This window comes from Mycobacterium kansasii ATCC 12478 (assembly GCF_000157895.3).
In the GTDB taxonomy this organism is placed as follows: domain Bacteria; phylum Actinomycetota; class Actinomycetes; order Mycobacteriales; family Mycobacteriaceae; genus Mycobacterium; species Mycobacterium kansasii.
In genome coordinates this window covers 24,163-37,203 of the sequence record NC_022663.1, presented here as the reverse complement: position 1 = coordinate 37,203, position 13,041 = coordinate 24,163, and the positions used below count along the sequence as shown (strand labels likewise).

The 13,041-nt window shown below is 66.0% G+C and carries 13 protein-coding genes; 8 read left to right on the top strand and 5 right to left on the bottom strand.

The window, feature by feature from the left end:
- Positions 1-212 precede the first annotated feature (212 nt).
- The 4 genes from malQ (at position 213) to MKAN_RS00135 (ending at position 4,311) form a co-directional block, all read left to right on the top strand.
- Positions 213-2,357, top strand: a complete 2,145-nt coding sequence (gene malQ / locus MKAN_RS00150; RefSeq protein ID WP_036394231.1) for a 4-alpha-glucanotransferase — start codon at positions 213-215, stop codon at positions 2,355-2,357.
- 118 nt (positions 2,358-2,475) lie between these two features.
- Entirely contained in the window at positions 2,476-3,363 is an 888-nt protein-coding gene (locus tag MKAN_RS00145; protein ID WP_023363972.1) for an LLM class F420-dependent oxidoreductase, read from the top strand.
- A 16-nt stretch (positions 3,364-3,379) separates the two neighbouring features.
- Positions 3,380-3,871 (top strand): nuclear transport factor 2 family protein, encoded by a 492-nt coding sequence (locus MKAN_RS00140; protein ID WP_023363970.1) that lies wholly within the window; start codon positions 3,380-3,382, stop codon positions 3,869-3,871.
- Between the two features lie 143 nt (positions 3,872-4,014).
- Positions 4,015-4,311, top strand: a complete 297-nt coding sequence (locus MKAN_RS00135) for a hypothetical protein (RefSeq protein ID WP_023363968.1) — start codon at positions 4,015-4,017, stop codon at positions 4,309-4,311.
- An 8-nt stretch (positions 4,312-4,319) separates the two neighbouring features.
- On the opposite strand, the gene MKAN_RS00130 is transcribed toward MKAN_RS00135, so the two are convergent.
- Both MKAN_RS00130 and MKAN_RS00125 read right to left on the bottom strand, forming a co-directional pair.
- Complete coding sequence (locus tag MKAN_RS00130; RefSeq protein ID WP_023363966.1) at positions 4,320-4,748, bottom strand: type II toxin-antitoxin system Rv0910 family toxin; 429 nt, start codon at positions 4,746-4,748, stop codon at positions 4,320-4,322.
- 247 nt (positions 4,749-4,995) lie between these two features.
- Positions 4,996-5,559, bottom strand: coding sequence for a hypothetical protein (locus MKAN_RS00125; protein WP_023363964.1), 564 nt, complete (start codon positions 5,557-5,559; stop codon positions 4,996-4,998).
- 221 nt (positions 5,560-5,780) lie between these two features.
- Here MKAN_RS00125 and MKAN_RS00120 point away from each other — a divergent pair, with 221 nt between their 5' ends.
- Positions 5,781-7,634, top strand: a complete 1,854-nt coding sequence (locus MKAN_RS00120) for a DUF4407 domain-containing protein (protein ID WP_023363962.1) — start codon at positions 5,781-5,783, stop codon at positions 7,632-7,634.
- Between the two features lie 228 nt (positions 7,635-7,862).
- Positions 7,863-8,312, top strand: coding sequence for a DUF6941 family protein (locus MKAN_RS00115; RefSeq protein ID WP_023363960.1), 450 nt, complete (start codon positions 7,863-7,865; stop codon positions 8,310-8,312).
- A 78-nt stretch (positions 8,313-8,390) separates the two neighbouring features.
- Here MKAN_RS00115 and MKAN_RS00110 read toward each other — a convergent pair whose 3' ends face one another.
- From MKAN_RS00110 to MKAN_RS00105, 3 genes are all read right to left on the bottom strand, one after another.
- Positions 8,391-9,623, bottom strand: a complete 1,233-nt coding sequence (locus tag MKAN_RS00110) for a cytochrome P450 (RefSeq protein WP_042313116.1) — start codon at positions 9,621-9,623, stop codon at positions 8,391-8,393.
- A complete protein-coding gene (locus MKAN_RS32415) occupies positions 9,620-9,754 on the bottom strand; it encodes a hypothetical protein (protein ID WP_254893854.1) in 135 nt (44 codons plus the stop codon). Before MKAN_RS32415 ends, MKAN_RS00110 begins: the two co-directional genes overlap by 4 nt.
- A 324-nt stretch (positions 9,755-10,078) precedes the next feature.
- A complete protein-coding gene (locus tag MKAN_RS00105; protein WP_023363954.1) occupies positions 10,079-10,825 on the bottom strand; it encodes an IclR family transcriptional regulator in 747 nt (248 codons plus the stop codon).
- 66 nt (positions 10,826-10,891) lie between these two features.
- Between MKAN_RS00105 and MKAN_RS00100 the strand changes: the two genes are divergently transcribed.
- Together MKAN_RS00100 and MKAN_RS00095 are read left to right on the top strand one after the other, a co-directional pair.
- On the top strand, positions 10,892-12,232 hold the full coding sequence (locus MKAN_RS00100) for an FAD-binding oxidoreductase (protein ID WP_023363952.1): 1,341 nt from the start codon (positions 10,892-10,894) through the stop codon (positions 12,230-12,232).
- A complete protein-coding gene (locus MKAN_RS00095) occupies positions 12,232-13,041 on the top strand; it encodes a DAPG hydrolase family protein (protein ID WP_023363950.1) in 810 nt (269 codons plus the stop codon). The genes MKAN_RS00100 and MKAN_RS00095 overlap by 1 nt, the downstream gene beginning before the upstream one ends.

Sequence of the window (13,041 nt, the reverse complement as noted above, 5' to 3'; positions counted from 1 at the left end):
CGGCCCTTACCGCACTAGATCCCCCAAGGATTCGTCGTGTCTTCATTGCATCGTAGCGACCAATCGCCGTCTCGGCGCGCGGAAATGTTGCGGCCGGTTTAACGTCTCTGAGCTGGGAAGTAAACGCGCGGTGCGGTGAGCCCGCCGCGAACCGGACAAGCCAGACCGCCCCGCCGTCCGCGCGCAGCGGTATTGGACGCAAGATGGGCGCCATGACTGAGCTCGCGCCGTCGCTGGTCGAACTTGCCCGTCGACTCGGCATCGCCACCGAATACCAGGACTGGACCGGCCACGACGTGCGTGTCTCCGCGGAAACGCTGGTGGCCGTGCTGGCTGCGTTCGGCGTTGCCGCCCGCACCGAGGAGGAGCGCAACACCGCACTCGCCGAGCAACTCCGGTCGTACTGGGCCCGTCCGCTGCCGGCCACCATCGTCGCTCGCGCCGGGGCGCCGACACGGTTCTGGGTGCATGTGACTCACGGCGCGCCCGCCGACGTGTGGTTGCGCCTCGAGGGCGGCACGATACGCGGCGGGGTGCAGCAGATCGACAACTTCACCCCGCCATTCGAGCTGGACGGACGCTGGATCGGCGAAGCGAGCTTCGTGCTGCCCGCCGATCTACCGCTCGGGTATCACCGCGTGCAGCTGTGCTCCGGCGACGACGAGAACAGCACCGCGCTCATCGTCACGCCGGACTGGGTCGGACTGCCGGAGAAGCTCGGCAACCACCGAGCCTGGGGCCTGGCCACCCAGCTTTACAGTGTGCGGTCCCGACGGTCGTGGGGCATCGGCGATCTCACCGACCTGGCTGACCTGGCACTGTGGTCGGCCTACCGGCACGGCGCCGACTATGTCCTGGTCAATCCGCTGCATGCGGCGGCACCGACAACACCCATGGAGCCGTCGCCGTACCTGCCGACCTCGCGGCGCTACTTCAACCCGCTGTACCTGCGTGTGGAGGCTATTCCGGAGTTCGGCGAGCTGGCCAAGCGCAGCCGAGTCCGGCAACTGCGCACCGACGTGCAGCGGCGGGCGGACCGGCGCGACACCATCGACCGGGACAGCGCGTGGCGGGCCAAGCGCAAGGCTCTCGAGCTGATCTACCGGGTGCCACGATCCGCAGGTCGTGAGCTGGCCTACGCCGCGTTCCGGTCCCGGGAGGGCCGCGCCCTGGACGACTTCGCCACCTGGTGCGCACTTGCCGAAAAGTACGGCGGTGACTGGCATCGATGGCCGAAGTCATTGCGGCACCCCGATGCCACCGGCGTTGCCGGTTTCGTGGACAAACACGCCGACGCGATCGATTTCCACCGGTGGCTGCAATGGCAGCTCGACGAACAGCTCGCCGCGGCGCAGTCCGGGGCCACCCGGGCCGGAATGTCGTTGGGCATCATGCATGACCTCGCCGTGGGCGTCCACCCCGACGGGGCCGACGCATGGGCCCTGCAGGACGTGCTCGCGTTGGGCGTGACCGCCGGCGCGCCACCGGATGAGTTCAATCAGCTCGGCCAGGACTGGTCTCAGCCGCCGTGGCGACCCGACCGGCTCGATGAGCAGGAGTATCGACCGTTTCGCGCTCTCATCCGGGCTGTGCTGCGGCACGCGGGCGGAGTCCGGATCGACCACATCATCGGGCTGTTCCGGCTGTGGTGGATCCCAGCGGGAGCGGCGCCGACTCATGGCACGTATGTGCGATACGACCACGAGGCGATGATCGGCATCGTCGCGCTGGAAGCGCATCGGGCCGAGGCGGTCGTCGTCGGGGAGGATCTCGGCACCGTCGAACCGTGGGTGCGCGACTATCTATTCCTGCGCGGCCTGCTGGGCACCTCAATTCTCTGGTTCGAGCTGGATCGGGACGGAAATGGCGATCCGCTGCCGGCCGAGCGCTGGCGCGAGTACTGCTTGTCGTCGGTCACCACTCACGACCTGCCGCCGACGGCCGGGTATCTGGCCGGCGACCACGTGCGGCTGCGCGAGTCTCTCGGTTTGTTGACCCGGCCGGTGGAAGCCGAACTCGAAGCACATCGGACCGATCAGGACGCCTGGACAGCGGAATTGCGACGGGTCGGCCTGTTGGCGGACGGGGCTGAAGCCGACCCGGAGCAGACCCTGTTGGCCCTCTATCGATATCTCGGCCGAACGCCGTCACGCCTGTTGGGAGTGGCATTGACCGACGCGGTCGGCGATCGGCGGACGCAGAATCAGCCGGGAACTACCGACGAGTACCCCAACTGGCGGGTTCCACTGACCGGTCCCGACGGCAGGCAGGTGCTCATCGAGGACATTTTCACGGACAAGAGGGCAGCAACCTTGGCCGGCGTGATGCGAGCCGTGACGGCTCCCGCAGTCACCTGAGAATCGTCCTGTTAGCGTCGGATGTCGTGACATCCCTGCGGTGCCTCTCCGGCGGTCGCGCGGCGAAAGCCCCGGTGCTCGCTGCGGCTGATGCCACCGACCCCCGCGCGGCGCACCGATGACGGCCACGCCCTCGGTGGCGGTAGTCGCCCCGGTTGCCGACGGCGTCACCGCGGACCCGGACTGGATGACCGCCTTCGCGCTACACCTCGAAGCTTGCAACTTCGAATCAATCATCGTGGCTGAGCACACCGTGCTTTTCACCACGTACGACAGCGTGTACCCGTATGACCGTTCCGGGCGGGTTGGGCTGGCCGCGGATTGCCCGATTCCCGACCCGCTCGATCTGCTCGGGTTTCTCGCCGGCCGGACGACGCGGCTCGGTTTGGCCACCGGAGTCTTAGTGCTGCCCAACCATCACCCCGTGGTGCTGGCCAAACGCGCTGCGACGATCGATGCCCTCTCCGGCGGCCGGCTGCGGCTGTGTGTGGGTGTGGGATGGCTCAAGGAAGAGCTCGAGGCCTGCGGCGCGGAGTTCGACAGCCGGGGCCGCAGGGCCGATGAACAGTTGGCGGTGCTGCGGACACTGTGGGCCGGCGAACCGCACGGCGCTTCTCACCACGGCGAGTTCTTCAGCTTCGACAACGCCATGTGCTACCCCAAACCGGTTGGGCGGCTTCCGATTCACATCGGCGGCCACAGCCGGGCGGCCGCGCGCCGGGCCGGGCGCTTCGGCGATGGCCTCCAGCCACTCGGCGTGGCCGGGCCGCAACTCGCTGCGCTGATCGCGCTGATGCGTGCGGAGGCGTCCTCGGCCGGCCGCGATCCGGCGTCTCTGGAGGTCTCTTTGGGCCACCTGGTGACCAAGATCGACAGCGAACGCGCGGCCCGCCTGGTCGATGCGGGCGCCGACCGGATCGTGCTGGGCATGCCGTCGACCACCGATATCGAGCATGCCAAAGACGTCGTGTCGGCGTGCGCTCAGCGTCTGGGATTGGCGTCGTGAGGTCTCATGAGGTCTGATGCCCCCTCCTGAGTCCCTTGCGCCGGCCGATCGGCTGGCCCTCAGCGATCTGGTGCACCGGTTTGCGGCCCGCGTCGATGACCGCGAATTCGACGCTGCGGCCGCCCTTTTCACCGCGGCAGCCGAGCTGACGACACCCGACCCGCCCGCCACACTGACACCGGTCCATTCGCACCGGGGCCAACTGGCCATCGCCACCGCCATAGCGGCCGTCGCCCAAACCATGCGTACCGAACACGCGATCGTCGGGGAGGTCTATGACCAGGCCCCGCGGCCGGGTGTCGCGCGAGGGCGCATCACCTGCATCGCGCACCATTGGAGCCGGCGCGGCGATGACCTGGTCGACGTGGTGTGGCATCTGCGCTACGACGACGAGTACCGGCTGACCGAATCGGTCTGGCGAATCGGCAGCCGCGCCTTGACAATCAACGCCATTGAAACCCGGCCGGTACGCCGATTGCTGCCGCGCGACCAACCGCCGCCGGCGTGAGCGGCTGCTGACTCTGCTTTCATGCGCTTCCAGGCCATGGCAAGCGAAGTCGTTTGACCATGCGACATTTCGGGTAATCCCGAAGTTGCTGAGCGACCCCGACGGTTCGCCGGCCCGGAGACCTCACAGTTGAGGAGGCGTTCATGGGGGGCATCGCGCGCCATGCCATCCACCGACGGCCGTACGCCCACGACTCGGCGGAACGCGCCAACGACGCTCAGCACGAGCCCGGTCTGGTTGTCGTCGTCGGTGCCGTGCTGGCTTTCGTGGTGTCCCTCGCCAATTTCGCACTCGGACAGGTAGGACTTGGCCTCGCGGCCGCCATCGGCGGACTGCTCTCGTTCGGCGCCGGTCTGGCTTGGCTTGCCATGGAGCGCAGGCGAGTTCGCGAAGCCGAACGGCAGCGACCATTCGGCCGCCTTGAGCGGCAGGAGCGGTAGGAGTACCGCTACTGCAAAGCTGCGAGGTTGTCCACCGAGTTCTGAATCTCGCGGCGCAGAACTCTGGCGACGAGCCGCCCAACCGGCCCGCCGAGCAGACCGCCTTTCAGGTCAGCCGTCAGATGGAAATCCGACCCCGGATGGTTGGCGGTGACGGTCACCGCGACAGCGATGCGGATTCCGCCCCGACCGCAGCCATGCAGTTGGATCGAGGTCGGCTCGTCGTACTCGGTGACCGTCCAGTGCACGACGTTGCGGAAACCCTTCACCTTGATCAGTGACGAGACGCGGACGCCCTCGTCGATCGTCGACGGCACCTCCCCGCGCCACCCCCCGAATATCGTCATCCAGTCGTCGAATCGGTGCAGGTCGGAGGCGATTTTCCAGGCGGAGTCCGGATCGACGTTGGATGACGTTGACACCTCCACACGCGCCATGTGTTAACCCGCTCCCTGGTTCGGCGGCCCCGGGCACCTGACCGGCCGCAGCCGGGCCCTGCGTTCGGGGTTACATACCCAGGCACCACGGCCCGATAAACTCCGATAGAACCCGATAAGCCCCGACAATCCGCCGCCGTCTACCGGCAAGCCCCCGATTCGCGCCGACCAGTTCCGCCTATCGCCGGCCCAATCCCGTTGCCGCAGAACGACTGCCAAACCAGCCGCTGCCCTCGCCGCGCTGCGGCTAGATTCCTTTCCAGGCGGTATCCAATTGGGTGGCTACATCGATGACCTGGGCGGCCTGCGACTGCGGCGAATCGATCTCCTCAGCGACGTACTGGGCGATGAACCGCCGGATCTCGCCGTCAACACCGGCCAGAATGCGCAGCACCTCCCCACGAATCGATTTGGACGACACGTTGACGGTGATATCGGAGGGCCGCGGTTTGGCGACGTCGACGATCAGCAGCAGCGGCTCGGCAGCACGTGCGGTGGCGCGCAGCGCGATATCTCCGGCCACCTTGAACCGTTGCTTGTCGAGCCGGAGGTCCAGCAGCAGGTCGATCGACAGCGGAATGTGGATCACAAATGTGATGAGGTCACCGAGCTTTCGGGTCACACGCGGCTCGTTGATCTTGACATGCGCGCTGACCTTGGCGATGCCTCCGGGGCCCTGGGCGATCGGTTCCATGTCGAATTCGCTGCCGGCAATTTCGGCGAATGATGCCGCCACCCGCTCCGGCGTGACGGCAACCTCGAAGAATCTGCGGCCGAAGTCTTCGTAGGTGAGGTAGTCGTGATGTTGCATAGGCTTATACCGTCTCACGTCAACTGCCGTAACGGTCGCTGATCGGTTCGCGTCGCGCGAAATTTGACGTCAGATGTGCAGCGGACCGGGTCCCCCACCGCCGCAGTGTGATCTGCGACATCTGCCGCGCGTTGTGAACAACACCACAAGCGGCCGCTTCGATTCGATAAGTCGGGCGGCGGCCTGCCACGCTGGAAGTACCTGGAGGTGTTTGGAGTCTCATGCGCGCCCACGAAAATCCTGATCAGCGCTCGGTCGTCACCCGGATCGAGGGTCTGCTGACCTGGCTCGGCGGCGGACACTGGGGTGAACTCGGTGAGCGTCACGAGCGGTCCACCCACGCCGTTGCCGGCGCCGTGGTGGCCTTCGGATCCGGGCTGGCCTGGCTCGTGGCGAGCTTGGCGCTGAGCGAAGCGACGAGCTGGCCCACCTGGGCCGTCGTTGCCGTGACCCTGGTGTTCGCCCTACTGGTCGGCGCGGTGGTCCGGGGTACCGCCGGCGGACCAGGCCGGGGCCGGTCCGGCATCGCGGGACGCGCCGGGGTCGCTCTCGCCGTCGGTGTCGTAGTCGGCGAGCTCGCCGCGCTGGTTGCGTTTTCCGGTGCCATCAACCAGCGCCTCGACGAACGGGCGCTGCGCAACGCCGACGCCGTGCCCGCTGTCTCGCAGGCGTCGGCGTCGCTGCAACAGTCCCGTGCTACGCGGGCCGCGCTCGACAACGGGGTCGAACAGGCTCGGGGGCATCTGGACACGGCTCTGGTGGTCGCGCGCTGCGAATACCACCCCACACCGGGTTGCCCGCAGACCAGGATCACGGGCGTTCCCGGTCAGGGACCCGAAACGCGAACGGCCAACGAGCTTCTCGCCGATGCGCAGCGTGAATTGGACAATGCGTTGGCGGCTCGCGACCGTCAGGCACCCGACCTCGACGCCAGGGTGCGGGAGGACCAGGAGGCCCTCAACGCGGCTCGCCACGCGGCGGTGGCCGACGCGGGTCGCGGGCTGGGCACGCGCTGGGTCGCGATGAACGACATAACCCTCGCCAGCGCAGGTGCGTTGGTGCTGCGGGCGCTGCTGATCGCGTTCTTCGCGCTGGTGTATCTGCTGCCGTTGATCCTGTGGCTATGGCGTGGTGAGACGACACATGACCGCCACGCGGCCGCGCGCGCCGAGCGGGACCGCGCCGAACTCGAGGCCGAGACCGCCATCGCGATCAAACGCGCCGAAGTTCGCCGCGCTGCCGAAATCATGTGGGCCGAGCATCAACTGACCCAGACCCGCCTGGCGATCGAGGCACAGGCCGAAATCGACCGGGAACAGCAACGCCGTCGTGTCGTCGAAGCGCTGGAGCTTCCGGTGCGCGCGTCGTCGCAGCGTCATTTCGAGGCAGTCGAGCCAGTCGAGGAAGTAGAGGAAGACATGTATCTGCCTATCGCGGCCGAAGCAGAGGCCGCCAGCCGCGCCGTCGCCCAATTGCCGGCTGGAACAGCGGATCACCTCGCTCAAACCCCGGAACAGCTTCCGGCGCAGGTCGACTCGAGCGGCACCGTGGCAACGGACGAGACCGAGCGCGGCGGCCCGCTGATTCCGTCGATTCCGGACGCCACCAAGGCTGCGGCGCGATGGATTCGGCCGTTGATGCCCCCGTTCGTGGCGCGGGTGATCGACAACACCACCCAGCCGCTGCGCACCGCACGTCAGGTGTTCGAAGAGGTCGAAGAAATCGCGTTTTCGTTCAAGCGCACCCGCAAGGTCACCGTCAACTCCGAAAGTTCCGATAGCTCCAACAGCACACGTGACCAGCCGACGCCTCAATCCCCCGTTGCTGAGGCCCCGGCCGGCGTGAACCGTATCGAATCGTCACGTGGCGAGGCCGATACCGGCAGCTACGACGGAAGCCATGAGGGACTGAGCCCCAACGAGCGATACCGGCCGTTGGAGCGATCTCCGGAAGATCTGGCTGGCTTATCGACGGGATCGACCGGACGTGCTAACCGGCGTGAGCTAGTCGGGCGGGATGGGCCGGCCGAGTTGCGTTCCCCCGATGGTCCGCGTCAGCTGCCGCCTGGTAAGTAACCAAGGTAAGTAACCCGGTAATTAACATGGTGCGACACACGCTGGCCGGCGGCATGCCGGGTCAGGTCGCATAGGATTCTGTCAGCGCTGGTATCTCGGCAATCCTGGCGGGCCCACCAGCCAGGCATAACGACGGACAAGGACAGGATCTCGTGGGTCTCTTGACGGCAGCACAGGACACGTTCTCACTGTGACATCCCGATCGTCGATCGCAATGCCGGCGGCCTCATGAAGGTCAGCCTTTTACTGGCGGACGCAGCGCAGGCCGACCCCCAGTCCGGTAAGGTCCACGCCCTCGGGCTGGGCTGGCGACAATGCCAAACACCCACTCCTCCTTTCGCTTTGGTGCTTTTTTTGGACATCGACTGGGATGAGACCAACCGACAGCACAAGTTGACGTGCCAACTGCTGACCACCGATGGAGATCCGGTGGTAGTGACGGGGCCGCATGGCCCGCAGCCCATGCTGTTCGAAGCCGCCGCCGAGGCAGGCCGGATGCCCGGAGCGATCCACGGCACTTCGGTCCGGATGCCGCTTGCCCTCAGTATCCCGCCTGGAATTCCGTTGGAACCGGGACTCTACGAGTGGCGGGTGGAGGTGGAAGGCTTCGAGCACGCCACGGCGGTTGAGGCTTTCATCGTGACCGGCGGAGGCCATTCGCCGATGCCTTACGACTGAGAATATTGCTGAAATAGCCACGTTGCCAACTGTTTCCGTAGAATGACGACGCCATCGACAGGACGGCAGCCGGACGAGTTACCGCACAGTCAATTCGAGACGTTCGAGGCGGCGGACCAGGATGCTCGGCAACCACTGCCCGACATCGGCCGCCTCGATCACCGACGTTCGTTCGAGCAGCTGACGCACGACGATCTGGGCCTCCAGGCGTGCAAGCGCTGCACCGACGCAGAAATGCGCGCCCTTCCCGAAACTGATGTGGCTCTTGCCTCGTCCGCGGTCAAGGCGGAATTCACCTGGTATTTCGAACTGAGCCGGGTCGCGATTGGCCGCTCCCCACAACAGCAGCAGGTGCGAGTCAGCCGGCAGGTCGACCCCGGCCAGGCTGGTGTCGTGTCGCACGTGCCGGTAGTGACCCCGAAAAGGCGCCTCGTAGCGCAGTGTTTCCTCGAGAAATGCTCCGAGCAGGTCCGGGTCGTCGCGCACCTGCCGCTGGATGTCGGGACGGGTTGCCAGTATCCAGGTCGCACTGCCCAGCAACGAGGCGGTCGACTCTCCCCCCGCGGCGAACAGGGTGACCATCATGACTTGGGCGGTGAGCGTGTCGATTTCGCCTGATGTGCAGGCGGCGGCAAGCTCCCCCAGCAAGTTGTCCTGCGGACCGGCGGCCGCCCGGCTGAATTGGTCGGAGATGTAGCCGCTGAGCTCCATCACGGCGACGCCCGCGGCGGCGAGTTGCTCGTGACTGACCAACCCTTCGAGCAGTTGCGTGGCCGCGTATCCCCACTTCACCAGCTGGGCCGCGTCCGCGTCGGGCACACCGATGAGCGAAGCCACGACCATCATCGGCAGCCGGTTGGCCATCGCGCCCATCCATTCGATGTGGCCGTCGCGCAGGCCGTCGACCCAGAGCCGGCTTGCGGTCTGGGCGGCAAACTGTTCGATGGCGCGGATTCGCTTGGCCGCCAAGTGGCGCACCAAGAATTTGCGATGCAGTGCGTGGGCAGGATCGTCGGCGGTGGCCAGCACATGGGTCGGCCCGCCGAGCGCATCCATCTCGAACGGCTTGACGGTTCCGTCGGCCGTGTAGGTCATCGTGGCGGTCAGATTCGAGGAGAAGTCCTCGGGGCGGCTGATGGCGTCGTGCACGGCATCCCAACCGCATACCGCATAGAACGAGGAGTCAGCGATGCGGTGGACCGTTCCGGTGGCATGCATGCGCTCGTAGAGAGGGTAGGGATCTTGCAGGCATTCGGCACCGAAGAAGGTGCTGGCATCGATGGAGCATGTACGGAGTCCGGCGGAACTCATCCGGTGATCCATCGCCCGCTCTGGGCGACGGCCTCGGCAGCTTCGCTGTCCGGCGCAAGTTTCGCCACCGGACCGGACAACACCCCGCCGGGGGCTGTGCCGGCAAGGCGAACACTGCACACGGGTGTCATTGCACATCCTTTCTCCGTGGTATGCACTCTTTCTCCGTGGTATGCACTCGGGCCGATCAACCTGGATTTATCCGCGGCATGGCTCAGCAGGGACCTTCACCAGAGTGGTCGGTGGACAGACCGGGCGTCAACGACGCGGCGACAATTGAACGACAATTGAAACGGGCATTGCGCGGAGCTCCTTCCGGTTGTCTCACCACGGGGCTCAGACCTGCGGTGTCGTCGGCGTCGACCGCCGTCGCCCTCTCAGGTTCGAGAAAAGCCGGCTGCTTTTCCGTTGGCGCAGAACCGGGCCGTCAGCGTCACATTGCGGCCCGGCGTTGCTCAGCGTGTCCAGGCCGGCGAGTCGGCCGCACTGCGCAAAGCTGAAACGATGCGGTCTTCTTTTTCCACGAAACGCTCGGTCGGCGTGGGCACCGAGATCGCGATCACGTTGTCGCCCAATGCTCGTCCGGCGATGGCGGCCGCCGAAATCCCCGGGGTGTGCTCATCGCGGTCGAAAGCTATTCCGGTGCTTCGTATTTCAGCGATTTCACGACGGAGCGCCGCGGCGACTTCGGGGGTGAAGCTGGCGAGGGCGGCCGCTGCTGCGGCCTCGTCGAGTACGGCGAGGGCCGCCTTTCCGTTGGCGGTCCCGTTCAGCGGGAATCGGACGCCGATTGCTGAGACGGCGCGGAGCCGGTGTGACGACTCGATTTGGTCGATGAACCACATCTTCTGGCTGCGCAGAATCGAAAGGTCGACGGTTTCGCCGCCGGTGGCTGCGGCCACTCGCTCGATGGTCGGGCGGAATACTGCCGCGATGTGCGCTCCGGTGGCATTGCCGAATCCCAGCAGGCGTTCACCGAGGGAAAAGTGGCCACGGTCGTCGACGCTGGCCAAGCCGACTTCGACGAGGCCGACCAGCAGGCGGCGAGTGGTCGACTTGGCCAGCTGTAAGCGCTCGCTGAGGTCGACCAGACGCAACTGGCCGGGGTCGGCAGCGATTTCGTCCAGTGCGGCTGCCGCTCGGCGCAACACCTGGATACCCTCGTCGCGATTCGTCCGGGTATTTCGTTCCGTTCGCGGCACAATTCCACTATAGTGGTCCGCATCGCGAACTTTAAAGGACCGAAATGTGGATCAGAGGAGATCTGGGTGAGCGCACTTCCTGCCGGGCGGCACTTTTTCCGCGGTGATGACGGTTACGAGGCTGCACGCCGCGGTTCGGTGTGGCATCAACGAGTGCCCGAACGTTATCCCGAGGTGATTGTGCAGGCTGTCGATGCCGCCGACATCGTCGCGGGCCTGCGCTATGCCAAGGCCAACGGCCATCGGGTCAGCATCGTCTCGGGTGGGCACAGCTTCGCGGCCAGCCATCTGCGCGACGGCGCTGTTCTGCTTGACGTCAGCCGTCTCGACCACGCGCGGATCGATGCCGAAAACATGACGGCCGTCGCCGGCCCCGGCAAGGGCGGCAGCTTGCTCATGGCCGATCTCCAGGCACAGAACCTCTTTTTCCCGGGCGGCCACTGTAAAGGCGTCTGCCTGGGCGGCTACCTGCTGCAGGGCGGGTACGGCTGGAACAGCCGGATTTTCGGCCCCGCCTGCGAGAGCGTCATCGGGCTCGAGGTCATCACCGCCGACGGCGAGCAGATCTATTGCGACGCAGACAATCACCCCGAGCTGTACTGGGCCGCCCGCGGCGCCGGGCCGGGCTTTTTCGGGGTCGTCACGTCGTTTTACCTCAAGCTCTATCCCCGCCCGGCCGTCTGCGGCACCAGCGTGTACGTGTACCCGTTCGACGTGGCCGACGAGGTCTACACCTGGGCCCGCAACGTCAGCGCCGACGTGGATCGCCGCGTCGAGATGCAAATCCTTGCCACCCGCAGCGTGCCGGAGATGGGTCTCGACATGCCGGCCATCGTGATGGCCTCGCCGGCATTCGCCGACTCCGAGGAAGAAGCCAAAGAAGCCCTCGCGGTATTCGACACCTGTCCGGTCATCGAACGGGCTCTCGTCAAAAATCCCTACATGCCAACGGATTTGCCCGCCTGGTACGACGTCGTGATGACCCACTACCTGGGCGACCACCGGTACACGGCGGACAATATGTGGACCTCGGCGCCGGCCGAGGAACTGTTACCGGGCATCCGCAACATCCTGAACACGCTGCCGCCGCACCCGTCGCACTTCCTCTGGCTGAACTGGGGGCCGTCCCCGGCCCGCCAGGACATGGCCTACAGCATTGAAGACGAGATCTATCTGGCGCTCTACGGCTCCTGGAAGGACCCGGCAGACGACGACAAGTACGACGATTGGGCGCGGTCCAACATGGCGGCGATGTCGCACTTGGCCACCGGCATTCAGCTCGCGGACGAAAACCTCGGCCAGCGGCCGGCTCGGTTTGCCACCGATGAGGCCATGGCCCGGCTGGACAAGGTACGGGCGACCTACGATCCCGACGGTCTGTTCAACAGTTGGATGGGACGAATCTGATGACCGGCGATCTCTACCTGGGCTACCGCAACAACGACGCCGAAACGCCGTTCGCCAAGTTCTTCAAACCCGAAATGGCGTCCCTGCCAAAGCATGTCGTTGAGGCGCTACAGCATGGCCCGCAAGGCGGGATGGCGTTGTTGGCTTTCGACGACGCCGCAGCCGTCGCCGGCGAGGGCTATCACCAGACCGAGAACGGTTACGGAATTCTCGAGGACGGCAGCTTCCAGGTCTCGGTCCGCACCGATATGCCCGGAGTCACCCCGGCGATGTGGGTCTGGTGGTTCGGCTGGCATGGGTGCGACACCCGGCGGTACAAGCTGTGGCATCCGCGAGCCCACCTTTCGGCCGCCTGGAAAGATGGTGACGACGCGGGCCGTCAGGGCAATCAGCGCTACCTCGGCCGCTGGTCGATGATCAGCGAGTACATCGGTTCGGCAATGCTCAATGCCGCAATCCAATTCGTCGCACCCGCGGCCCTGGGCCTGCCGGCAGATTCCGACGATGCGGTGGCGATCTGTGCCCGGCTGGGCTCGGGTGACGCTCCGGTGGACGTCGGATGGTTCGTCCACCATATTCGGTCGACACCGAGCGGCTCGGAGATGCGTTCACGATTCTGGATGGGCGGCCCGCACATCGAAGTTCGCAAGGCCCCGGGTGTGGCGTCGAAGGCGGTACGCCCCATCGCGGCTCGGGTGCTCGGCAACCCGGCAGCCACCGCCCGCAACCTGCTGGTGCACTGTGCACAAGAGATGAATCATCTCGCGGGGTTCTTGCCTCAGCTCTACGAGAGCTTCGGCGACGAGTAG

What these genes read in the sequence shown, in the direction of transcription:
- malQ (WP_036394231.1), top strand. Translation starts at nt 213, where the DNA reads ATGACTGAGCTCGCGCCGTCGCTGGTCGAACTTGCCCGTCGACTCGGC.
- MKAN_RS00120 (WP_023363962.1), top strand. Translation starts at nt 5,781, where the DNA reads ATGCGCGCCCACGAAAATCCTGATCAGCGCTCGGTCGTCACCCGGATC.
- MKAN_RS00110 (WP_042313116.1), bottom strand. Translation starts at nt 9,623, where the DNA reads ATGAGTTCCGCCGGACTCCGTACATGCTCCATCGATGCCAGCACCTTC.
- MKAN_RS00095 (WP_023363950.1), top strand. Translation starts at nt 12,232, where the DNA reads ATGACCGGCGATCTCTACCTGGGCTACCGCAACAACGACGCCGAAACG.
- MKAN_RS00130 (WP_023363966.1), bottom strand. Translation starts at nt 4,748, where the DNA reads ATGGCGCGTGTGGAGGTGTCAACGTCATCCAACGTCGATCCGGACTCC.
- MKAN_RS00115 (WP_023363960.1), top strand. Translation starts at nt 7,863, where the DNA reads ATGAAGGTCAGCCTTTTACTGGCGGACGCAGCGCAGGCCGACCCCCAG.
- MKAN_RS00140 (WP_023363970.1), top strand. Translation starts at nt 3,380, where the DNA reads ATGCCCCCTCCTGAGTCCCTTGCGCCGGCCGATCGGCTGGCCCTCAGC.
- MKAN_RS00125 (WP_023363964.1), bottom strand. Translation starts at nt 5,559, where the DNA reads ATGCAACATCACGACTACCTCACCTACGAAGACTTCGGCCGCAGATTC.
- MKAN_RS00145 (WP_023363972.1), top strand. Translation starts at nt 2,476, where the DNA reads ATGACGGCCACGCCCTCGGTGGCGGTAGTCGCCCCGGTTGCCGACGGC.
- MKAN_RS32415 (WP_254893854.1), bottom strand. Translation starts at nt 9,754, where the DNA reads ATGACACCCGTGTGCAGTGTTCGCCTTGCCGGCACAGCCCCCGGCGGG.
- MKAN_RS00135 (WP_023363968.1), top strand. Translation starts at nt 4,015, where the DNA reads ATGGGGGGCATCGCGCGCCATGCCATCCACCGACGGCCGTACGCCCAC.